Origin of the sequence: Alkalihalophilus pseudofirmus OF4 (genome assembly GCF_000005825.2) — a bacterium.
GTDB classification, from domain to species: Bacteria; Bacillota; Bacilli; order Bacillales; family Bacillaceae_D; genus Alkalihalophilus; species Alkalihalophilus pseudofirmus.
Genome location: NC_013791.2, coordinates 3,587,638 through 3,611,438, shown reverse-complemented (window position 1 = coordinate 3,611,438; position 23,801 = coordinate 3,587,638). Strand labels below are relative to the sequence as shown.

Annotated in this window: 18 protein-coding genes; 15 read left to right on the top strand and 3 right to left on the bottom strand. The window is 43.7% G+C overall.

The features are described 5' to 3' along the window. Window positions 1–33: 33 nt before the first annotated feature. Window positions 34–1,257: an NO-inducible flavohemoprotein gene (gene hmpA, locus BPOF4_RS17955; protein WP_012960666.1), complete on the bottom strand. Its 1,224-nt coding sequence runs from the start codon at window positions 1,255–1,257 to the stop codon at window positions 34–36. Window positions 1,258–1,389: 132 nt separating this feature from the next. Between hmpA and BPOF4_RS17950 the strand changes: the two genes are divergently transcribed. From BPOF4_RS17950 to BPOF4_RS17930, 5 genes are all read left to right on the top strand, one after another. Then, the gene (locus tag BPOF4_RS17950) at window positions 1,390–2,091 is read left to right on the top strand and encodes a Crp/Fnr family transcriptional regulator (RefSeq protein ID WP_012960665.1); all 702 of its coding nucleotides are present in this window, start codon (window positions 1,390–1,392) and stop codon (window positions 2,089–2,091) included. A 189-nt stretch (window positions 2,092–2,280) separates the two neighbouring features. Continuing rightward, on the top strand, window positions 2,281–4,956 hold the full coding sequence (locus BPOF4_RS17945) for a glycoside hydrolase family 13 protein (RefSeq protein ID WP_012960664.1): 2,676 nt from the start codon (window positions 2,281–2,283) through the stop codon (window positions 4,954–4,956). Window positions 4,957–5,743: 787 nt separating this feature from the next. Beyond that, window positions 5,744–6,934, top strand: a complete 1,191-nt coding sequence (pgsB, locus tag BPOF4_RS17940; protein ID WP_012960663.1) for a poly-gamma-glutamate synthase PgsB — start codon at window positions 5,744–5,746, stop codon at window positions 6,932–6,934. Between the two features lie 16 nt (window positions 6,935–6,950). After that, window positions 6,951–7,400 (top strand): poly-gamma-glutamate biosynthesis protein PgsC, encoded by a 450-nt coding sequence (gene pgsC / locus BPOF4_RS17935; RefSeq protein WP_012960662.1) that lies wholly within the window; start codon window positions 6,951–6,953, stop codon window positions 7,398–7,400. Between the two features lie 12 nt (window positions 7,401–7,412). After that, window positions 7,413–8,573, top strand: a complete 1,161-nt coding sequence (locus BPOF4_RS17930) for a CapA family protein (protein WP_012960661.1) — start codon at window positions 7,413–7,415, stop codon at window positions 8,571–8,573. Between the two features lie 40 nt (window positions 8,574–8,613). Here the strand turns inward: BPOF4_RS17930 and BPOF4_RS17925 are convergent, their stop codons facing one another. Further along, complete coding sequence (locus tag BPOF4_RS17925) at window positions 8,614–10,062, bottom strand: C40 family peptidase (protein WP_012960660.1); 1,449 nt, start codon at window positions 10,060–10,062, stop codon at window positions 8,614–8,616. A gap of 122 nt (window positions 10,063–10,184) precedes the next feature. Here BPOF4_RS17925 and BPOF4_RS17920 point away from each other — a divergent pair, with 122 nt between their 5' ends. Together BPOF4_RS17920 and BPOF4_RS17915 are read left to right on the top strand one after the other, a co-directional pair. Beyond that, complete coding sequence (locus tag BPOF4_RS17920; protein WP_012960659.1) at window positions 10,185–11,831, top strand: gamma-glutamyltransferase family protein; 1,647 nt, start codon at window positions 10,185–10,187, stop codon at window positions 11,829–11,831. A gap of 33 nt (window positions 11,832–11,864) precedes the next feature. Next, window positions 11,865–12,695: an SGNH/GDSL hydrolase family protein gene (locus BPOF4_RS17915; protein ID WP_012960658.1), complete on the top strand. Its 831-nt coding sequence runs from the start codon at window positions 11,865–11,867 to the stop codon at window positions 12,693–12,695. 822 nt (window positions 12,696–13,517) lie between these two features. On the opposite strand, the gene BPOF4_RS17905 is transcribed toward BPOF4_RS17915, so the two are convergent. After that, the gene (locus BPOF4_RS17905; protein WP_012960656.1) at window positions 13,518–13,988 is read right to left on the bottom strand and encodes an STAS domain-containing protein; all 471 of its coding nucleotides are present in this window, start codon (window positions 13,986–13,988) and stop codon (window positions 13,518–13,520) included. 393 nt (window positions 13,989–14,381) lie between these two features. Between BPOF4_RS17905 and BPOF4_RS17900 the strand changes: the two genes are divergently transcribed. The 8 genes from BPOF4_RS17900 (at window position 14,382) to BPOF4_RS17865 (ending at window position 23,798) form a co-directional block, all read left to right on the top strand. Further along, window positions 14,382–15,146 (top strand): tyrosine-protein phosphatase, encoded by a 765-nt coding sequence (locus BPOF4_RS17900; RefSeq protein ID WP_012960655.1) that lies wholly within the window; start codon window positions 14,382–14,384, stop codon window positions 15,144–15,146. Between the two features lie 288 nt (window positions 15,147–15,434). Further along, the gene (locus BPOF4_RS17895; protein WP_012960654.1) at window positions 15,435–17,255 is read left to right on the top strand and encodes a polysaccharide biosynthesis protein; all 1,821 of its coding nucleotides are present in this window, start codon (window positions 15,435–15,437) and stop codon (window positions 17,253–17,255) included. A 745-nt stretch (window positions 17,256–18,000) separates the two neighbouring features. Next, window positions 18,001–18,357: a four helix bundle protein gene (locus BPOF4_RS17890; protein WP_012960652.1), complete on the top strand. Its 357-nt coding sequence runs from the start codon at window positions 18,001–18,003 to the stop codon at window positions 18,355–18,357. Window positions 18,358–18,965: 608 nt separating this feature from the next. Beyond that, entirely contained in the window at window positions 18,966–19,853 is an 888-nt protein-coding gene (gene galU / locus BPOF4_RS17885; RefSeq protein WP_012960649.1) for a UTP--glucose-1-phosphate uridylyltransferase GalU, read from the top strand. A 550-nt stretch (window positions 19,854–20,403) separates the two neighbouring features. After that, window positions 20,404–20,760, top strand: a complete 357-nt coding sequence (locus BPOF4_RS17880) for a four helix bundle protein (RefSeq protein WP_012960648.1) — start codon at window positions 20,404–20,406, stop codon at window positions 20,758–20,760. 664 nt (window positions 20,761–21,424) lie between these two features. After that, complete coding sequence (locus BPOF4_RS17875; protein ID WP_041823079.1) at window positions 21,425–22,540, top strand: DegT/DnrJ/EryC1/StrS family aminotransferase; 1,116 nt, start codon at window positions 21,425–21,427, stop codon at window positions 22,538–22,540. Then, window positions 22,540–23,184, top strand: a complete 645-nt coding sequence (locus BPOF4_RS17870) for a sugar transferase (protein ID WP_012960646.1) — start codon at window positions 22,540–22,542, stop codon at window positions 23,182–23,184. Before BPOF4_RS17875 ends, BPOF4_RS17870 begins: the two co-directional genes overlap by 1 nt. Then, the gene (locus tag BPOF4_RS17865) at window positions 23,181–23,798 is read left to right on the top strand and encodes an acetyltransferase (protein WP_012960645.1); all 618 of its coding nucleotides are present in this window, start codon (window positions 23,181–23,183) and stop codon (window positions 23,796–23,798) included. The genes BPOF4_RS17870 and BPOF4_RS17865 overlap by 4 nt, the downstream gene beginning before the upstream one ends. Window positions 23,799–23,801: the final 3 nt, after the last annotated feature.

Below are 23,801 nucleotides of genomic sequence, written 5' to 3'. Positions count from 1 at the left end.
GCAGCATCACGCTGCAACCTCCTCTATCAATCTTTATTTCGCCTCAACCACAGCATCCAAACTCGCCGCTGGTCCAAAGAACTCATAATATACGCGCTCGTCGCTCACGCCCATTTCAGCTAAATACTGCTTCATCACTCTCATAAATGGAATGGGTCCGCAGAAGTAGAAGTCAGCCTCAGCCGCCACGTCACCTGCTGCAGCTTTGAGCCATTTCAAATCAATCAAGCCTTTAAGATCGAACGCACCTCGCTCAACGTCGGCCTCTGTCGGATTTGCATAGACAACATAATTCTTAACCTGTCTATTCGCACCAGCAAGCTCTTCCACATGCTTGCCAAATGCTTGCACCGCACCGTTTTCAGCTGCGTGGATGAAAATTACTTCACGCTCAGGCTGCACTTCAACCAATGTGTTCAGCATGCTCAACATTGGTGTCACGCCGACACCGCCGCCAATGAGGACAACCGGCTTCTCAGAATCTGTATTTAAAACGAAATCTCCGGCTGGTGCTGTCAGTTCAACTTTATCGCCTTCAACCACTTTTTCATGCAGATAGCTTGATACGACGCCATCATTTTCATGCTTTACGCTGATTCGGTAATAATTTTTTCCTGAAGCATCAGATAAGCTGTATTGACGTAGATGAGTATACTCGCTGTCCCGAGGCTTCACTTTAATAGTCACATATTGGCCCGCTTTAAATTCAGCAATCTTTCCACCGTCATATGGCTGTAAGTAGAAGGAGGTAATCACATCGCTCTCGACTACTTTTTTAGCGACGACAAATTCACGGAAATCAGCCCAGCCGCCAGCTTGATTTTCAGCTTCTTCATACATTTCTTTTTCCACGCCGATAAAGGCATTAGCAATCACGCCGTACGCCTCGCCCCAGGCAGCAAGAATTTCATCAGTAGCCGCATCGCCCAGCACCTCAACCATCGCATCAAGCAATGTTTCACCGACAATCGGATAATGCTCAGCTTTAACGCCAAGACTTCTATGCTTGTGACCAATCTTTTTTACAATCGGAATGATCTCTTCTAAGCGGTCAATATGAAGAGCTGCCGCATACACTGAGTTTGCCAACGCTGTTTGCTGACGGCCATGCTTTTGATTCGCATGATTAAATATATTTAATAGTTCAGGGTGACGCTCGAATAATAGTTGATAAAAACGAGTCGTAATCTTTGTTCCGTGGACTTCCAATACAGGAACCGTAGACTTTATAATAGAAATAGTTTCTTTAGATAACATATGCACTCGCTCCTTTTCGTCTCTGTTTTCTACACTTATAAGTATAGTCGGCTGAGAAGTGGGAGGGTGTGATATACATCACAATAGATGTGACTAACTGGTGAAATCGAACAGGTGAAAGGAGGGACCTACGTGTTAAATAACGATACGATTAAGGAATTACTAACTCATTTTCCACTCTTTAAACGGCTAAACGATACGGCGCTCGATCAAATTGTTGATATTTCAATTTATCGCAAGTGGGGGCGGGGCAGCCATATTTTTATGCAGGATGAGCCGATTGAAAATGTGTATTTCATTTACAGGGGCCGCATCAAAATTTATAAAGCTGATAACCGCGGACGCGAGCAGATTGTGGCGATCTTGCGAGAAGGCGAGATGTTTCCTCATGTCGGTTTCTTCAGAAAAGGCGGCTATCCGGCTTATGCGCAGGTGGTTGATCATGCCCAGCTTGTCGTTATTCCGATTGGTAATTTTGAAGACATTCTCCGCAAAAATCCAGAGCTGTGCATCCAAGTGTTCCATGTGCTAGGGGAGAAGATCGTTGACTTGCAAGACCGTCTTGAAGCACAGATCGTCAACAATACATACGAACAAATTATTAAACTGATTATCCGCCTCGGCGAAACGAACGGTGAGCCTGCAGAAGACGGAACAACAGTGATCAAATCTGATTACACCAATCAGCAGCTAGCAAAAATGATTGGTACGACGAGAGAAACGGTTAATCGCACGCTGACCAAGCTCCGTAAAGAAGGCCTATTAAAAGAAAACGAAGAAAGCAGGCTCTGTTTTGTTCGCGAAGAAATGGAGGGGAAGCTCTACGGCGAGTAGTGTTTTCTCTTCAATAAATAAAAAAGACCTAGTCCGCTCCTATCTTTCGACAACCTCTCATAGTCTTATGTGCAACCGATTGCCTATTTTTCAGAAAATTGTTGCATTATAAAACAAGACCATACTACAATAAAAAGCAGTAAGCGGTTTCAAGACTGCTATAATCTAGGAAAAAGAGAGGAGAATAAGATGAAAAAGAGTGTAGTGTTAATCATGGTATTAAGCCTTTTATTATCGCTGTTTGTGCAACCGTTTGCACAAACGAATACTGCGGAGGCTGCAGGAGACCAAGTATATGATAAAGTCGTTCTACGCGGGGAATCTCCGCTGCGCTGGGACGGGGAGAATCACCCGCTCACATTTGATGAGTCAGAAGGCTTATGGAAAAGCGAGCCTGTTACTCTATCCGGCGGAATTCAGTTTGAGTATAAATTTGTCATGGATAACGAGTGGCTCGCTGGTGATAATTTGCGATTCCAGGTGCCGCAGACAGGGGACTATGAGTTTTATTTTGACCCGAGCGACCAGCGTAAAGTTGACGTAAGGCCAGCTACCGAGTACGACGGCTCGATTACGCTCCAATTAACGGTGCCAGAAGAAACACCTGATTGGGCCGTACCGACAGTCGCAACGAGTAATAACAGCTTCAATTACAGCGTGACACCGCTAGAGCGGGAAGGAGAGACGTTCACCGTTACGTTAAATGGCCAGGCGGGGGAGGAGCTAGAGTACCGCTACGGGCTAGGTGATTCGAAGTATCGTGAAGTCATTGAGGCTAACCGCACCGCAACGTTTACTGAAGAAGGCACCGTTGTAGAAGACACGGTGACAGAATGGACAGGCCTTCCTGTGGCTAAAAATGTCTCTCACAACTTTAACCACAACCCGTTCATCCCATCGCCTAATGATGATGTTGAGATTACAGTAGAAGTGGAGCATTACGGCCCGATTGATGAGGGCGGCATCTACTTTACAACAGACGGAAGCACCCCGGCTGGCGCACGCGGGGAAGCAAGTTCTGGCGAGTTCTCTCCATTAGAGGTAGTCGAAACAAAAACAGAAAATAACTTGCAGCGCTCTACTTTAAAAGGAGTGATCCCTAAGCAAGCAGACAGCACGCCGGTGAAATATCTCGTTGACGTGTGGGCAGCTGACGGCGAGGGGTCTCAATATGCCGATACAAACAGCTTAACAAGCGAGGAAGCAACCGAGTTTGCCTACTATGTAGAGAACTACAGCTCTCCAGAATGGGCAAAGGATGCAGTCATTTATCATATTTTTGTCGATCGATTTTTTGATGGTAATCCAGAAAATAACTTCGGGGTAGACCCAAGTCTGCCGCTAGAAGAAGCATTAAAAGACTGGATGGGCGGTGATCTTGAGGGCGTTCATGCGAAGCTTGATTACATTGAAGAGCTTGGTGTGGATACGATTTGGCTGTCGCCTGTATTTGAAGGTCCGTATTCGCACGGCTATCATCCGACAGATTTTATGAGCGTTGATCAAAATTTCGGTACGCTTAAAGTGTTAAAAGAATTAATTGATGAAGCACATGATCGTGATATGAAAGTGATCTATGATTTTGTTCCGAATCATACATCAAGTGAGCATCCATTTTTCCAAGATGCGCTTGAAAATGGTGAAGACAGCCCGTATTACGATTGGTATACGTTCTATGAAGATGGCACATACGAGACCTTTTACGGCATTGAAGAGCTGCCGCAATTTAATAACGACCATCCGGAAGCACGTGATTATATGTTAAATGAGGTCGTTCCATTTTGGTTAGAAGAGCTTGAATTTGACGGCTTGCGCCTGGATTATGCGAAAGGTCCGAGCTACAGCTTCTGGGTCGATTTCCGTGATAAAGTGAAATCGATTGATCCCGACATGTATGTATTTGGCGAGGTATGGGATAGCCGCGAGAAAATCTCGAGCTATGCTGGAAAGCTTGATGGTTCACTGGACTTTGGTTTCCACGATACATTTAAAGGAACATTTGCTTTTGACGGTTCGATGCAGTCTGTCGTGAACTATGTCGAAGAAAACGAAGCCGTGTACCACCCGGAATACATTATGACGACATTCCTAGATAACCATGACTTGCCGCGCTTCTTATATGAAGCAGGCAGTAACACAGACAAGCTGAAGTTGGCATCATTCACGCAATTCATGCTGCCGGGCTCACCTGTTATCTATTACGGAACAGAAGTTGGTCTCTCGCAAAGTGCGAACCATAATGAGTTTAACGACTGGAAAGACCGCTGGTACCGGGAGTTCATGATTTGGGATGAAGAAGAGCAGGATCAAGAATTGCTCACTCATTACCAAGAAATTATCGAGCTGCGCCAAAACCACTCAGCCCTTCGCACAGGTGACTTCCATGCGCATTCTGCAACGCGCGATGCTCTTGTATTTGAGCGCAGCAATGAGGACGAGCGTCTAATCGTTGCTGTCAACAAAGGAGCAGAAGCTGTGCTCGCGATAGATGAAGAGCTTGAGTTAGAGAATCTAGTAACAGGAGAGAGAATGACAGGTGATGAGTTGACTGTAGGAGCGAACTCATTTGCTGTGTATCAAGTTGTTGAGGAAGAAAAGGACATTGAACATGTCGCGCTGCGAGGCGTTCATGCTCAGGACATTGCTCTATCTTATGACGAGGCAGCAGGTGTGTGGCGTTCTGAAGGCATCCACTTGAAAAATAAGCAGAAGGTTACGTTCGAGTATGTGATAAACGGAGCGGAAACGACTAGTGAATTAACATTTACGCCAGATCGAGGCGGGAAATTCGAATTTGTCTTTAATCCGGTGGAGCCAGAGCAAGTAACGGTGCTCCATCCGAGTGACAAGCGAGGTCAGAAATAAGAAAAAGTGCGCTGCGGCGCACTTTTTTTGTTGGATTTCAGCATTACAGTAGATTATCTTAGCAAAATGAAGAGTAATTCTAGCAAATCAGCTATTTATTCAGCGAAAATCCGAATCATTTTAGCAAGCGCAGCAATATATTGGAAACTACTAATCTGCTCAAGCCGTAATTCGAACAGACACCTCGATAATTCAAACAAACAAATAGATTATTTGAACAAACCCCTCATTAATTCGAACAACTTTCCACTTAATTCGAACAAACGCAACTAAATATTGGAAACTAGCTCGTGCTATCCACCAAATTCCCCGCTTCTATCCAAACTAATAGTAATTATAAGGAACTTGACGATACCATCCTCACCTTTTTCATCCCAACCTTCCTCATTTTCCTAATCTCAAAACCGATTTATCCCATATTGGTCGCATAGTACGTGAATGTGGAAAAATGTCGATAAATCTGAATCGCCCCCGAGTAAACCGCATCCTTACAGCCTTTAATGTGGAAAGGTTATCTATGTCCTACCAACTCATCACCCAAACTTATAACCATCTTCTCATATATCGTTTTAATGCGTTAAAGCATCGTGTCAATTTATATGACAGATGTTCTACTTTTATTCAGCTCGAACGACGGACAGCCAAATGGGCAGTCGTTTGATTATAATTTGCTATGGCAAGCCATTGTTCATGAATATTTCAAATTTGTGAGCTTTCGGGGACTCGGTGCTAATGCACCAATAAATGTCCTGCGATGGTTAAAAAAAACAGAAAAGAGGTATATGAAATGGCTTTTATACCGATCTCCATTTTTGTCATTTTTATTTTGGTGCTTGGAATCAGAGAGAAGATTATTCACAAACGAAACATCGACTCCATTCCTGTACGCGTCAACATTAATGGAATCAGAGGAAAATCAACCGTCACGCGCCTAGTAACAGGTGTGATCACAGAGACGGGAAAAAGAACGATTGGAAAGACAACCGGTACATCAGCACGAATGATTTACTGGAACAAGAAAGAAGAGAAGCCGATCAAGCGTCGTCTTGAGGGGCCGAATATCCGCGAGCAGCGGATCGTTGTAAAAGAAGCAGCAGATCTTGATGCCGAAGTTCTTGTAAGTGAGTGCATGGCCGTTAACCCGGACTATCAGATCACGTTCCAAGAAGAAATGGTCCAAGCGAACATCGGTGTTATTGTTAATGTGCTTGAAGATCACATGGATGTGATGGGACCGACACTAGATGAAGTGGCGCAAGCCTTTGTTGCAACGATTCCTTATAACGGACATCTCATTATTACGGAGAGCCCGTACACGGACTACTATAAGGAAATTGCGGAAAAACGTAATACGAAAGTCATCGTCGCAGACAACTCAAGAATTTCAGAGGCTTTTTTAAAGCAGTTTGAATACATGGTGTTCCCAGAAAATGCCTCACTTGCTCTTGCTGTTGCAGAAGCGCTTGGCATAGATGAAGAAACAGCTTTCCGCGGCATGTTAAATGCCCACCCAGACCCTGGTGCGATGCGGATTATTCCGATGGATGACCATTCAAATCAGACATCGTATTTTGTAAATGGATTCGCCGCAAACGATGCGGCTTCGACGTTAAACATTTGGAAGCGTGTCGAGGTGTTAGGCTATCCGACAAAACAGCCAGTTATCATTATGAACTGCCGTGAAGACCGCGTTGAGCGGACTGAACAGTTTGCCCGGGACGTACTGCCTCATATTGAGATGGACAAGCTCGTTGTGATCGGAGAGAGTGTATCGCCAATTGTTGATGCATTTGAAGATGGATTTATTCCAGCAAATGAGATTGTTAATTTCGAAGGGGCATCTACTGATGAGATTGCCGATTACTTATACGATGTAATGGCATCGACGACGATTTATGGCGTAGGAAACATTCACGGAGCAGCAGAGCCATTAATCGAGAAATTAAATCAATATAAAGTGAAGAGATTAGCGAGTTAGACGAGGAGGAGCTAAGGTGTTTGGTACTGATTTATATGTGGCACTCGTAATTGGTGTCGTACTGAGCTTGGTCTATGCCGAGAAAACCGGCATCATGCCGGCGGGGCTGATTGTGCCTGGGTATTTGGCGCTTGTATTTGACCAGCCAGTATTCTTATTAGTGATTTTTTCAATTAGTTTTTTAACCTACTTAATTGTTGTGTACGGTATTTCAAAAATAACGATTTTATACGGCCGCAGAAAGTTCGCGGCCATGCTTACGACGGGGATTGTGTTGAAACTCGTCTTCGACTTCTTCTATCCGGTCATGCCCTTTGAGATCCATGAGTTTAGGGGTCTCGGCGTCATCGTGCCCGGATTAATTGCAAACACTATTCAAAAACAAGGTGTGACGCCGACTGTATTAAGTACACTCGCACTAAGCGGGATCACATTTGCGATTATTTCGCTGTTTTACTTACTGTAGGGAGGGATAACCATGAGTCAAAAACGTAAACTGACCTTCCCGGAAAAAGTGTTAATGAGTACGAAGAAGCATAAAGTGCATGCTAAAAAACATTCCATCATTGCATTCATCATATGTTTTATCATTTTAGCGAGTACCAGCTTCATTCGCCAGGCTGATGTGCCGACTGTGGCCAAAGAAGACGATTCAGTCTTTACGGCCTCGCTTGTAGGGGACATTATGTTTGGCCGTCATGTTGAAAAAGTAGCCGAGCGACATGGCTATGATCATATGTTTGCTTACACGAAGCCATACTTTGAAGCAGCCGACTATGTGACAGGGAACTTAACAAGTCCAGTGCTCGATGAAGAAAGCTCAAAGCCGTTAAGTGAAGAAGAGATCTCAAGCTTAGTGGCTGATAAAGAGGCAATCAAAACGCTAGAAGACGCGGACTTTTCTGTCGTCAATCTAGCAAACAATCATTCATTTGAAATTGATTCGCCGCAAACGAAAGAAACATTAGAAGCAATCGATGAATCTGATGTGGAAGCAGTTGGAGTGGCAACGGATTATAACGCGGCCCAAGGCGTTTCATATACAAAACATAACGGGCTTGAAGTCGCAACAGTCGGGGTAACCGATGTTGTCGCGCCGTCAAATGCAGCAGCTGTTTTAACAACGGACCCAAACGAGGCTCTGCCGTTAATCCGCGAGGCACGCAGCCAAGCTGATTTAGTGGTTGTACATGTGCATGCCGGACAGGATTATGACAGCTCACCGACAACTCGTCAGGAAACGTTAATGAAAGCTTTCGCTGATGCCGGTGCTGATATTGTGATCGGGCACTATCCGCATGTGCTGCAATCAGTCGATGTGTACAATGACACGTTAATCTTGTATTCAATCGGAAACTTCGTCTTAGACCAAGGCTGGACACGCACACGTGATACGGCGATTGCTCAGTACAACCTGAAGAAGGACGGAACAGCTGAAGTTGAACTTGTGCCGTTCCGTATTTACGAAGCGCAGCCAAAGCCTGTAGAAGGAGCGCTCAGCTTCTATCACCGCGGCAAGATTTTCAGACAGCTGACAAAGGATACGGAAAATACAGAGAGCATCAAACAACAGGACGATCGCCTGATTTTTGAAGTTGATCACAGCCATGTGCTGAATCGTATGAATGATGCAAGATAACAAAAAGGACTCCGGCGCATGTTTGGCCGGAGTCACATTACTATAGAACGCGTCTTGCGCCGATATAACGAGGCGCCCAGTAGTCGCTGTTCTTATAATCAATAATTGTGGCACCTTGCAGCTGAGTCATCACAACCATCTGTCCATTGCCAACATACACAGCAGGAATAACCGAGCTTCCTTGGAAGAAGAGGAGGTCCCCTGTCTCAGGCTCAGTCACCTCAACACCAGTGAGGATTTGCTGAGAACCGAAGCGCGGCAGGTCAAGTCCGACACTTTCTTTGTAAATGTATTGAACGAGACTGCCTGTATCAAAGCCTGTCTCAGGTTCATCAGCGCCGAGAACATACGGTGTGCCAAGCAGAACGCTCGCCTTTTGTACGACTGGATGATCAAGACGAAGGGTTAAATCATCAAAACGTTTCGCACCTGTCATCCGCTCCTGCCAGTAAGAGGCAATATAGCTGATTGTCGTTTCCCCCTCATCACCAGAGGCGTGAACCATATAGTTCTGACCTAGGTAAATGCCGACATGAGAGATGCCAGGCTGCCAAGTATTCGAGAAATAAATCGCATCACCCGGACGAATCAAATCGTCAAGGGACTGGCGTTTAAAGTCAATTTTGCCATCTAACACAGTCAGGCCTACTTCCCACTGATTATACGTAATCCTTGGGAGGTGGACATCAAGTCCGTCGGCAAAGGCCATTTGAATTAAGTAGGAGCAGTCAAAACCAGCGAGTGTATTGCCGGTTAACACATACGGCGTGTGGATATACCTCATCGCCTCGCGAACTGCCGGATGCTCGTGATTCTCATACGTTTTCGGGTGGCTGAGACGAAGCTCATCACGAGAGTAGCGAACCGCACCAACATAGGAGTTCGCGTAATACGAATCACGGTCAAGATGGCGCTTAGCGACACCGTTAGAAGTAGCAATCACAAATTCTTGGTTGCCGACATAGATGCCGCTTATCACGCTGCTTGACCCTTGAAAGAAAACAAGGTCACCAGGTGCAAGCTCAGACCGCTTCACCGGAGTACCGGCTTCTTTTTGCCGTAACGGAATTTTTGAAAGCAGGCTGCCTGTGACATCTTTATACACGTAATGAACAAAGCTGCCGGTAGAAAACCCGTCATGCGGAGTCTCGCCGCGCTGATTATATGGCGTGCCGATAAGAGATATAGCACGGCTTGCAAGAGTAGAACCCATTGATTGCGATTGAGACATGGTAGAACCTGATTGACTACGGCGTTTCAATCCCACGTAAGAATCGATCCAATAGGAGTCAGTAAGGTCAATATCGACAAGGCCTTTCTTACTTAGAAATCGTCCGTTGCCGATATAGGTCCCTTTTGTATGAGTGAAATACAAGGTATCGCCGGCCTTAACATCAGCTAGGTCAACTCTTTCAATCGCTTTAGCTTGAGTACTGACAGGGATGAAGATACTTAAAAATAGGAAAAAAATAATTAATAGAACTCTCAAATAGCTCACCTTCTATGATAAATTCTATGGTTTTAATGTACTAATTAGATCGGATGGAATCAAAATTAATTGAGAGAAGATGATAAAATAGTTCGAATTACACCCTGGAGAGGAGGGGTTGTTTGAAGATTAAATGGACGACTCTATTCATTCTGCTGCTCCTAATCATCGTGATTTTTTTAATTGTTGGAGATCGAGGCGGCGAACAAGAAACAGGCGACTTATCCTTGCCTGATGAAGAGGTGGAACAAGTGAAACATAAAGAAGGCTACGGCGTGAGCTCATCTAATCCGGTTGCCGTCGAAGTCGGGATGCGCGTGCTAGAGCAAGGCGGCAATGCAGTTGATGCTGCAGTCGCTGTATCCTTTGCGCTTGGCGTTGCCGAGCCATATGGATCTGGACTTGGCGGAGGCGGGACGATGCTTGTTCTGCCGAAACCAGATGTAGAGCCTGTCGTCTATGATTACCGAGAAACAGCCCCAAGAGAAGGACGGAAAAACAGCACCGGCGTCCCTGGACTTGTTAAAGGAATGCATGAGGTGCATCACGATTACGGCGTGAAAAGCTTATATGACTTGCTCGAACCGTCGATCGACATTGCTGAAGGCGGGTTTGTAGTCGATACGTATTTAAGCCAGAGAATTCACGGGGCCAGACACCGGATTGACCAGGATGCTGCGAGTCACTTCTTTCCTGATGATGAAGCAATCAAGGGAGGAGAGACGTTAAGGCAGGAGGACTTGGCTGAAACGTTAAAACGTCTGCAGGAATACGGGTTAAATGATTTTTATGAAGGCGATATTGCCGAGGATATTGCAAATAACTACTCTGATGTTTCAAAGCGTGACTTAGAAGAATACGAAGTGGTGAAAACGAAAGCCGCCAAAGGCAGCTTCTACGGCTATGACGTATACACGGCAGGACCGCCGACAGCTGGGATCACCCTGATTCAAATGCTGCAGATGGCAGAAGCGTACAAGCTCGACCGGATTGATAAAACATCGGCGGACTATATTCACTTGCTCGGTGAGATGGCTAAGCAAGCATACAATGACCGCCTGTCGAATATCAGCGACCCGAAATTTACGGAAGTTAATACCGAGAAACTGGCAAGCGAGAAGTATTCAAGCAAGATGGCATCTGAGATCTCAACTGTTGAGCTATCCGCTTCATTTGATGTAAACGACACACCGGCTGATGAAAATAATCATAATAACACAACACATTTTGTCGTGATGGACCAGGACGGCATGGTCGTTTCAGCAACGAATACATTAAGTAACTTTTTCGGTTCAGGCAACATGGTGGAGGGCTTCTTTTTGAATAACCAATTAGCCAATTTCAGCTCAAATGATAAGTCGCCGAATGCCTACGAGCCGCAAAAAAGCCCAAGAAGCTTTATCACACCGACTATTGTTAGAAGCGAAGACGGTGACGATGTAATGGGAATCGGAACTCCTGGAGGTAGACGGATTCCGCAAATATTAACACAAGTGATGATCAGCGCGATGTTTGATGATATTTCAATTCAAGAGGCGCTCGATCAGCCGCGCTTTATCGTAGAGGATGATGAGATCTTTATCGAAGAAGACATGCCGGATTCCATCGTCTCAGACCTTCGCAATAAAGGCTATCTTGTCAAAGTTAATAACTCAGATATGTTCTATGGCGGCGTACAGGTGTTATCGAAATTTGGAGAAGACAGAGAAGTGACCGGCGCTGCTGATAAAAGACGCTCAGGCGTATGGAAAGCAAGAAGCACAGAATAACAGATAGATAGAAGAAAGCAGGTGGAGAGAGGAATGTTGAATTTCTTAAAATCAATCGTGCCGCTCGCAGCAGTAGGTGTGCTGCTTGTGGCCCTCTATATGTTTAAACATGATGATATGCTGACAGAAGTTGAAGCAGGGGCAATCGATTATTTCTACACAGAGCTTGAGCAGCAAGAAATGATGGCTGAATCTCTTGGAGAGGCCCTTGATCATCCAAAATATGCAGAGAAAAAAGACCAGATCATCGCAAAATATCAAAACAACCAAACAATCTCAATCGCCGTCATCGGCTCAGATGCCCACGCACAAGGAGAAATCTTTGAAAATGGGCAATCGATTCAAATTCCATCATGGCCAGACTTAGCTGAAGAAGAGTTGAATGAATTATACGGCGAGGAAACATTTGATATTCAATATCTCTCAGGCTATAAAGATCTGACGACAAGCGAGTTCTACGCAGGTGAAGCCCTGCAGCAAATCGAAGCGATGAACCCAGATATCATTGTATTCGAGCCATTTTTACTAAATGACCACTCAACTGTGCCGCTCGATAAAACGATGATGAATCTATCATCGATCGTAAGCGCCATCGATGCACAAATCGGCTCTTATGTGATCCTGCAGCCATCACACCCGCTCTATAAACCAGAATTCTATCAAGAGCAGGTTGATGCATTAGAAAGATTCGCACAAGAAGAAGACCTCCCGTATCTCGACCACTGGGACGTGTGGCCATTAACCAATGACCAAGAAATCGGGCAATATCTAGTTGAACTCCCAGACGGAAAATTCCGCCCAAACAAACAAGGACACACTGTCTGGAGCGAAAAAATTGTCGATTATTTCGCGGGAAATGAATAAAGCCACGAACCCTTGCTGCTAAGACTGATTAGCAGCAAGGGTTTTCTAATTTTAGAGGGGGATGGAAGGAGGTGAAAAGAGAATATGAAATAAAAGGAATGAATGCATAAATCTCTTTAGCAACGATTATAGCAAAGTGGCGGCTGAACTCCCTTAAGAAAGGGGGTGAGGCAGATGACGACATATGAATCTTTTAGTGAATCTTTTAGTTTAATTGCTCAATTTAGCTTAGTGCTAATAGCGATACTAACAATGGTTATATCCATTGTCGTCTATCTAAACAAAAAGAAATAGCCACCTTTGCCCTGACAGAGTAAGGTAGCTATTTCTGTACGTTATTTTCTTAAGTCAGCCGCACAAAGCGGACAGTCGTTGCCTCGACCGAGTGTTCCCGCACTCGGTCTTTTTTATTGTATGTTTATCTATGTTAAGTATACATCGGAAATGATCGATAATCAACGGAGGACAAACGGAAAGCTACGAAGTGGAACGAAGTTTATGCGACACTAAAACCGTCAGCTGGAGGAAACAGGTATGCAGAAAAGGTTACCACTCTTATTGATGAGCAAGATATAAATGAATTCATCTTATTTATAAACAAATTCCACTCATTTATAAACGAAAAACGAAACTTATAAACGAACTCCAGCTTTTATCTCATAAACGCTTCAATTAAATGGGAATTCATCTCCGCTCTCTATCCTAGCAAATAAGTGGTTGATTCCAGCAATTCACCCACTATTTCTAGCAAACGATCATATATTCCAGCAAAATCAGCATTTATTCTAGCAAACGCAAACAAATACTGGAAGCAGCCCATCTCTACTTCCCTGACTCCACAAACTCCAACCCCTTCTTCTTCATCAAATACTGCAGACCCGTCCGGAAAGTTGAATGTACAACTATTTGGCTCGTATCTATACCTGAGCGGATAATCTCTTGTACAAATGTAGAAGAAAACCCAGTGAAGATTGTCTCCACACCCATTAAACGCAACGAGTCACGCAGCTTAGATATCCGGTCACCAAGCTGCTCCATTCCAAGATCCCCAACCTCACGATAACTGATTGCTGTAAAATCTATAATCACTGAATCGGCCTTCTCTAGTGGAATGCGGTTTACTATTTTTTCCTGGATGGTAGCAAAACGTTCATGTGTGAGAGCTCCTGTTAACGGCACGAGGATCGTCTTAGGGATGATCGATGGAATAATCGGTGCTGATAACTCTTTAATCAATTCTTCTTTCTCTCTAATCGAATCTTTTAATAGTTGAATCTCTTCCTGATGTGTCATGGGATCATGCTCCCCCCCGTAGGTATAGGTTTTTAAAGTTATTATATATGAAAATGGGAGGATAGGCTGTATAAATTTTATAAACAACCCACCCCTTCTCCCCCTACAAAAAAGTCCTACTAAGTTATAATCAGAAAGTTTGATTTGAAAAACTGTCCACATACCTCCTAACCCTCTCAACCCCTTGCCCCTGTTGAATTCTCGCTCTTTTTGTCGAATGCAGGCGGATATAGGTCATTTTTATAGAAAACAGAAAAATTAGTGGAGAAAGTGTAAAGAAATAACCAAAAAGTCCTCGAAAATCTCGCATAATTATGGTAGATTGGTAGAAGACTGGAATTGATAGGAACATTTGTGTTTATTACAGAACGAATTTAATGGGGGAGTAGGATTATGATCGACATACATAGTCATATATTACCCGGATTAGACGATGGGCCAGAAAGTATGACGAGCGCGGTCGAAATGGCTAGAAAAGCAGTGGAGCAAGGAATCACTGGAATGATCGCTACACCTCATCATCAAAACGGTACATATGAAAATCACTACGAAGATATCTTAGCTGCTGTTCATCGTTTTGAAGACGAGCTCAGAGCACACAAAATTGACTTACATATTGCACCCGGACAAGAAGTACGCCTGTACGGAAATATTGTAGCGGATGCAGCTCATTCCCAATTAATCACACTTAATCAAACGAATCATCTTTTAATTGAATTACCGTCAGATCACGTACCAAGCTATACGGCACGTTACTTGTATGAGCTTCAGCTTCAAGGAATTAAGCCTGTCATTGCACACCCTGAGCGGAATCGTGAAATTGCAGCGGATTCTAGTAAGCTGTATGAACTGATCAAAAACGGAGCACTTGCTCAAGTAACGGCTTCAAGTGTTGCCGGCCGCTTCGGACGGAATGTGAAGAAGCTCTCCATGCAGCTGATCGAGCATGAACTTGTTCATTTTGTTGCATCAGATACTCATAACAACACAAACAGACCAAATGAATTAGCAAAATCCTTTGATGTGATAGAAAAGGAGTTCGGCATGGGTGCTGTTTATACGTTAAAAGAAAATGCTGAGATTCTTGTCAGCGGCGGCTCGGTCTATGCAGGTCCGCCATCACGTATTAAAAAGAAGAAAATTCTCGGGCTCTTTTAATCTATAAAGAATCATTCGGTTATGCCTCCTACCCGATATCGTTGGAGGTACTCGGCTATACTGTGGGGGGTGCGCGGGCACCCCCTTAGGTGCGTGTTACCAATGGTGTGGCGTGAGGGGAGGTTAAATGCCTCAGGGGAATAAACCCCAATTATGCATACCTATCATCTAACTAAAACCTTACCTAGTGCTCCTTCTGTGCAAGGATCAGCAGGTAAGGTTTTTCTTGTTTCCTAAAACATTTATTTCTAACGAATCACGATAAATCGAAAGAAAGGGGCTAAGTCGATGACGTATAAAAAACGAATTGCTTCCTTAATATTAGTAGACTCACTTATTGTTATCATTTCCATCTTTATTAGTAACTTTATCTTATTGCCAACAGGAAGCCCATTTACGACCGTATTAATTATCAGCTCTGTCGTTTTGCTTCTCAGTCATCATGCATTTGCCCATATCTATAAATTGTATAAACGAGTATGGCAATATGCGAGCATGAATGAGCTGTACGGTATTTTCATGGTTGTTAATTTCTCAATTGCACTCACAGCTGTTGCACAGCTCATTATGATCCAAGACGTCTATTACCGGACACTTGCCATCACATGGATGATGCATATTCTTTTAATCGGAGGATCGCGCTTCTCGTGGAGGATGTACCGTGACACATACTTAAAGCCAAAGCTCGGAGGCAAGCGTACGCTGATTGTCGGTGCCGGAAATGCGGGAACGATGGTAGCCCGCCAGCTGCGTAACAGCGAAGATACAGAGCTTGATCCAATTGGCTTTGTTGATGATGATAATTACAAACAGCACCTAGAAATCATGAACCTGCCTGTACTGGGGGAAATCAAGAACATTCCCACGCTAGTAGAAGAGCTTCATGTTGAACATATCATTATTGCGATCCCGTCACTTAACCGCCAAGAGCTGAATGAGATCTTCGCTGTTTGTACACAAACAAAAGTGAAGACACAAATCCTGCCGAAAATGGAGGATCTGATTACTGGAAATGTCGAAGTGAATCAGTTCCGCGATGTCGAAGTAGAAGATCTCTTAGGCCGTGATCCAGTAGAGCTTGATATTGAAGGGATTGCAGACTATATCACCAACAAAACCGTGCTCGTAACCGGTGCCGGCGGATCCATCGGTTCTGAAATCTGCCGCCAAATTGCCCGCTTCTCACCAGAAGAACTCGTTCTTCTCGGACACGGTGAGAACAGCATTTACGCAATTGAAATGGAGCTAAGACGCAATCTGCCTGACTTAAACATCAAAACAGAAATTGCAGATATCCAAGACAGAGAAAAGATCTTCTCAATTATGGCCGCCCGCACACCGCATGTAGTATTCCATGCAGCGGCCCATAAGCATGTCCCATTAATGGAACGCAACCCTGAAGAAGCGGTCAAAAACAACGTACTCGGTACAAAAAATGTCGCAGAAGCAGCAAGTGCTGCCCATGTAAATACGTTCGTCATGATCTCAACAGACAAAGCCGTTAATCCAACGAGCGTGATGGGTTCAACAAAACGAATTGCCGAGATGATCGTACAGCATATGGACATGATCAGCGACACACGCTTCGTCGCTGTCCGCTTCGGAAACGTCCTAGGAAGCCGAGGCAGTGTCATCCCGTTATTCAAAGACCAAATTAAAAACGGAGGACCGGTCACAGTAACTGACCCAGAAATGGTCCGCTACTTCATGACCATCCCAGAAGCATCAAGACTCGTCCTCCAAGCTGGCTCCCTCGCAAAAGGCGGAGAAGTTTTCGTCTTAGATATGGGAGAGCCGGTTAAAATTGTTGACCTAGCACGAAACTTAATTCGTCTATCAGGCTACACAGAAGAAGAAATCCCAATCGTCTTCACCGGCATGCGCCCAGGCGAAAAAATGTTCGAAGAGCTCCTAAGCAAAGACGAAGTACACGACGAGCAAGTCTATCCGAAGATTTACAGAGGAAAGACGCCAGTGGTGGATATCAACGTCACATACGAACTAGCAAAAACATACGACGAATACACGAAAGAACAGCTAAGAGAAAGACTGTTGGATATAGCTAATTTTAGGGTGAGGCAGTTGAAGGTACTGAGCGAAGCGAAGTGAGGAAAAGCGTTTTGGCTGGATAGGTGGTTGGGTGGATTGGGGTCAGGAATTTCAAGAGAATTAAAAGCACTTGCCAACCACCAAACCACCCAGCAGCCGGTCACCCAAAAAGCATCTAAGCTGGTTGGGTGGTTGGGTGGTTAGGGGTTAGGCAGTTCAAGAACCCTTAAATACCTTGCCAACTACCAAGTCACCTGACAGCCGGTCACCCCAAAAAGCATTTTGGCTGGTTGGCTGGTTGGGTGGATAGGGGTTGGGAAGATCAAGGGCTTTAAAGCACTTGCCAACCACCGAACCACCCAGCAGCCGGTCACCCAAAAAGCATCTAAGCTGGTTGGGTGGTTGGGTGGTTAGGGGTTAGGCAGTTCAAGAACCCTTAAATACCTTGCCAACTACCAAGTCACCTGACAGCCGGTCACCCCAAAAAGCATTTTGGCTGGATAGGTGGTTGGGTGGTTAGGGGCTAGGCGGTTCAAGGATTTTAAAGCACTTGCCAACCACCAAACCACCCAGCAGCTGATCACCCCAATAAGCATCTTAGCTGGTTAGGTGGATAGGTGGTTAGGGGTTGGGCAAGTTCAAGGGCTTTTAAAGTCTTGCTAGCCACCAAGTCACCTAGTAGCCGGTCACCCCAAAAGCATTTTAGGTGGTTAGGGGTTGGGCAGTTCAAGAACCTTTAAAGACCTTGCCATCCACCAAACCACCCAGTAGCCAACCACCCCAAAACGAACTTGGAGGTTTTTCATTGTACGAGGACATTAACAAACTTGTTGTTTTTCAGAAGGCTCATGTATTAGTGTTGGAGATTTATAAGATTACTCGCCACTTTCCTAGAGAAGAACAATATGGATTAATGTCTCAAATGAAAAGAGCTGCTGTATCGATCCCTAGTAATATTGCAGAAGGAAGAGCAAGGGGATCCACTAAAGAATATAAACGATTTCTACTCATAGCACGAGGTTCATTAGAAGAATTAAAATATCAAATCTATCTTTCAAAAGATCTAAAATTTATCAATCAAGCTCAGTATGAAGAGTTGATCACAAAAGTAGATCAAGTAGGAAGAATGTTGAATGGATTGGTAAGGAAAATAGAAGGATAAAACCCTCTTTGGCTGGTTGGGTGGATAGGTGGTTAGGGGTTAGGAAGTTCAAGGACTTTAAAGCATTTGCCAACGACCCAACCACCCAGCAGCCAGTCACCCAAAAGCAATTTAGGTGGATAGGTGGTTGGGTGACTAGGTAGCTAGGAAAGGATTAGACAGACCTTGAGTGCTTTTGCTAACCACCTAACAGCCGGTCACCTGGTCACCTAACAGCTGGTTAGGGGTTAGGAAAATCTTTAAAGCACTTGCCACCCACCGAACCACCTAGCAGCCAGTCACCCAAAAGCATTTTAGATGGATAGGTGATTAGGTGGCTAGGGGTTGGAAGTTCAAGGACTTGAAAGCATTTGCCAACGACCCAACCACCCAGCAGCCGATTACCCAAAAAGCATCTAAGCTGGTTGGGTAGTTAGGTGGCTAGGGGTTGGGAAGTTCAAGTGATTTAAAAGCATTTGCCAACCACCAAACCACCCAGCAGCCAGTCACCCTAAAAGCTTTATTAGGTGATCAGGTGTTTTGGGGTTAGGAAAATCTTTAAAGCATTTGCCAACGACCCAACCACCTAGCAGCTAACCACCCACAAAAACACCAAAGGAGTTTTTGCCATGCATAAAGTAAAAAAAGCCATCATCCCCGCAGCGGGCTTAGGAACTCGCTTCCTCCCAGCCACAAAAGCCATGCCAAAAGAGATGCTGCCGATTGTAGATAAACCGACGATTCAGTATATAGTCGAAGAAGCGGTGCAGTCGGGGATTGAAGATATTATTATTGTAACGGGTAAAGGAAAGCGTGCGATTGAGGATCATTTTGATCATGCGTTTGAACTGGAGCAGAACTTATTCCATAAAGGAAAAACAGAGCTGCTTGAGAAGGTTCAGTATTCGTCTAATATGGTTGATATTCATTATATCCGTCAGAAAGAACCGAAAGGGTTAGGTCATGCCGTATGGTGTGCTCGTAAGTTTATTGGTGACGAACCATTTGCTGTCTTACTTGGCGATGATATTGTCCGTGCAGACAAGCCATGCTTAAAGCAGCTGATTGAGCAGTACGAAGAAACGATGTCTTCTGTTGTTGGTGTGCAAACTGTACCTGATTCAGAAACACATCGTTACGGAATTGTAGATCCCGTAAGCAATAGCGGCAGACGCTATCAAGTCAATGAATTTGTCGAAAAGCCAGCCCAAGGAACAGCGCCATCCAATCTTGCCATCATGGGTCGCTATATTCTTACTCCTTATATCTTTAAGTTCCTAGATGAGCAGCAAACAGGAGCAGGCGGCGAGATCCAGTTAACTGATGCAATCCAAAAGCTCAACGAAATCCAACGTGTATTTGCTTATGATTTCGAAGGCAAGCGTTATGATGTTGGGGAGAAGATGGGGTTTGTAAAGACGACGTTGGAGTTTGCGATGGAGAATGAGGAGTTAAGAGCGGAATTGCTTGAGTATATGGAGAGTGTTGTGGAGAGGGAGAGAGTGGGAAATAATTAGGTGGATAGGTGGTTGGGTGGTTTGGGGTTGGGAAGTTCAAAAAGCATTTCCTAACCACCCAGTAGCTAATCACCTGGTAGCCTGAAGGTTGGGTGGTTTGGGGTTGGGGAGGTCCAAAGCATTTCCTAGCCACCTAGTAGCTAATCACCTGGTAGCCTGAAGGTTGAGTGGTTTGGGGTTGGGAAGTTCAAAAAGCATTTCCTAACCACCCAGTAGCTAACCACCTGGTAGCCTGAAAGTTGGATGGTTTGGGGTTGGGAAGGTCAAGGGATTTAAAAGCATTTACCAACCACCAAACCACCCAGCAGCCGGTCACCCAAAAAGCATCTAAGCTGGTTGGGTAGTTAGGTGGTTAGGGGTTGGAAAGATCAAGGGCTTTAAAGCACTTGCCAACCACCAAACCACCTAGTAGCCGGTCACCCAAAAAGCATCTAAGCTGGTTGGGTGGTTGGGTGGTTAGGGGCTAGGCAGTTCAAGGACTTTAAAGCACTTGCCAACCACCAAACCACCTAGTAGCCAACCACCCCAAAACGAATTTGGAGGTTTTTCATTGTACGAGGACATTAACAAACTTGTTGTTTTTCAGAAGGCTCATATTTTAGTGTTGGAGATTTATAAGATTACTCGTCACTTTCCTAGAGAAGAACAATATGGATTAATGTCTCAAATGAAAAGAGCTGCTGTATCGATCCCTAGTAATATTGCAGAAGGAAGAGCAAGGGGATCTACTAAAGAATATAAACGATTTTTACTCATAGCACGAGGTTCATTAGAAGAGTTAAAATACCAAATCTACCTTTCAAAAGATCTGGAATTTATCAATCAAGCTCAATATGAAGAGTTGATCACAAAAATAGATCAAGTAGGAAGAATGTTGAATGGATTGGTAAAGAAATTGGGTGGATAGGGGATGAAAACCCCTTTTGGCTGGTTGGGTAGTTAGGTGGTTAGGGGTTAGGAAAGTCTTTAAAGACCTAGCCAGCCACCCTAAAAGCTTATTAGAGGTGGGGGTTAGAAAAGAATTTAAGATCTTCCCAACTACCTAACAGCTAACCACCAAACCACCAAAAAAGTATTTATATTGTGTTGCCTCTTGAGTTGGTAAGAATTGTATCAACTTGAGAGGGCCTTTTTTGTGTGTAAGGGGCTTTTAGGTGGTTGGCTGTTGGGTAGTTAGGGTTTTGTTTGTGTTAGTAGCTTCGAGCAAACAAATTAGAAGTTAGACAGTTGACATTAGGTAAGATATTAAATTACCAGGGGCACCTAAACTTTAGTTAAGGTTTTAAAGGTCTTCCTAACCACCTAGCAGCTAACCACCCAGTCACCTAAACCGATTGAATGGTAGTTTAATAGGAAGAAACAAGGTTAAGGGTAATGTAAGAATGAAAAAACTTCGTGATTGAATGTTGTTGATTGAATAGATATTACGAGGTGGCTATCAGAAGTAGATAACAACAATTTTAGTGGTTTAGTAGTTGGTTGAAATAAAACATAGGATTTCATTTAAGTCCTAATCTACTAAAATATTAACTTAACGATGGAAGGAAGTCTATAGGATGGAGACAACAAAAGTGAACGAAAGAATATTTCTTTCATCACCTCATATGAGTGATGAAGGTTATGAAATGGAATATGTTAAGGAAGCATTTGATACCAACTGGATCGCTCCCCTTGGAGAAAACGTAAATGGATTTGAAAGAGAGCTAGCAGAAAAGGTTGGCTCTAAAGCAGCAGCAGCACTTTCTTCTGGAACGGCAGCTATTCACTTAGCTTTAAGAGCTGCAGGGGTTGGTGAAGGAGACATCGTATTCTGTCCAACACTTACATTCTCAGCTACTGCTAATCCAATTATCTACCAAAATGCTACTCCGGCTTTTATAGACAGTAATTATGAAACGTGGAATATGTGTCCTAAAGCATTAGAAGAGGCATTTCAAAAGTATCCAGAAGTAAAGGCAGTAATTGTTGTTCACCTATATGGTTTGTCTGCTGATATGGATAGAATCGTAGAACTTTGTAAGAAACATAATGTTGTTTTAATAGAAGATGCTGCTGAAAGTTTAGGAACTTACTATAAAGGTAAGCATACTGGAACATTTGGCGACTATGGCATCTTCTCTTTTAATGGGAACAAAATCATTACGACTTCTGGTGGTGGAATGCTAGTTTCTAATAATGAAGAGGGAATTGCTAAAGCTAGATTCTGGGCTACACAGTCGCGGGATCAAGCAAGGCACTACCAACATAGTGAATTAGGGTTTAATTACCGTATGAGTAATGTGGTTGCTGGTATTGGTAGAGGCCAGTTAAAAGTTTTAGATCAACGTGTAGAAAAGAAGAATTATATCTATGAATTTTATAAGAGAGAACTTGGTGAGCTAGAAGGAGTCCAGTTTATGCCTAGTAATGATTGGGATGCTCCGAATTACTGGTTAAGCTCAATGACGTTGACTGGTAAAGTGAGACCAATTGATATATTTAAAACGTTGGAAGCTGAGAATATTGAGTCAAGACCGGTTTGGAAGCCAATGCATATGCAGCCTTTCTTTGAGAAGTACGATTATGTTGGGACGGATGTATCTGAGAAGTTGTTTGAGAATGGTGTTTGTTTGCCGTCGGATACGAAGATGACCGAAGCTGATCTGGAGAAAATTGTAGAAACTATTAAGAAGTTGTGGTGTGAATAATGGAACAAACTAAAGGTGGTATTTATAAAAGATTTATAAAAAGACCGATGGATTTCATATTGTCATTGGCTGCTATCGTAGCTCTCAGTCCTGTTCTTTTAATAGTAGCTATCTTAGTAAGAACTAAACTAGGAAGTCCTGTATTATTTAAACAGAAACGTCCTGGTCTAAATGAAAAGGTCTTTATAATGTATAAGTTTAGAACAATGACAGATGAAAAAGATGAGAATGGGGAGTTATTACCAGACAGAGTGAGGTTGACAAATTTCGGGAAGTTTTTGCGTTCCACATCACTAGATGAGCTTCCAGGGCTCTTTAATATTCTTAAAGGAGATATGTCGATTATTGGACCTAGACCTTTGCTAGTACAGTATCTCCCTCTTTATAATGATCATCAAAAACGACGACATGAAGTTAGACCTGGTTTATCAGGGTTAGCTCAAATAAGTGGTAGGAATGCTATCAGTTGGGAAGATAAATTTAATCTTGATGTGGAATATGTAGACAATGTTAGTTTTATAGGGGATTGGAAGATTATTTTTCAAACGATTAAGAAGGTTTTTGTAAGAGAAGGGATTAATTCAGAAACTGCAGCAACGATGGAACCTTTTAAGGGAACTAAAAAGGAACGAATGGGGTCATGAAAAACAAACTACTCATAATTGGTGCTAGCGGACATGGTAAAGTTGTAGCTGACATTGCAAGAAAAATGGATAGATGGCAGACTATTGCTTTTTTAGACGACAACGATGACGTTAAATTACCGATGGGAATAGCGATTATTGGAAAATCTAATGAAGCTATTGAACACATAAATGATTGCGACATTTTTGTTGGTATTGGGAAAAATGCAACTCGTAAACAAATCCATGAACATCTAGAAGCAAAAGGTGCAACCATACCAACGTTAATCCATCCAAATTCTGTTATTGGAGAACAAGTTGAGATAGCTTCTGGAACAGTGATTATGGCAGGGGTGGTTATTAACTGCTGCACTAGAATCGGTAAAGGGTGCATTATAAATACAAGTGCTTCGGTTGACCACGACAATGTAATTGAGGATTTTGTTCATATTTCACCTGGTGCTCATTTAGCAGGGACTGTTAAAGTTGGACAAGGTACATGGTTAGGGATTGGTAGTGTAGTAAGTAATAATGTAAACCTCACTAGTGAATGTAAAGTTGGTGCTGGTGCTGTTGTGGTTTGTGATATAAACGAGACTGGAACTTATGTTGGTATTCCAGCTAGGAGAGTATAAAGA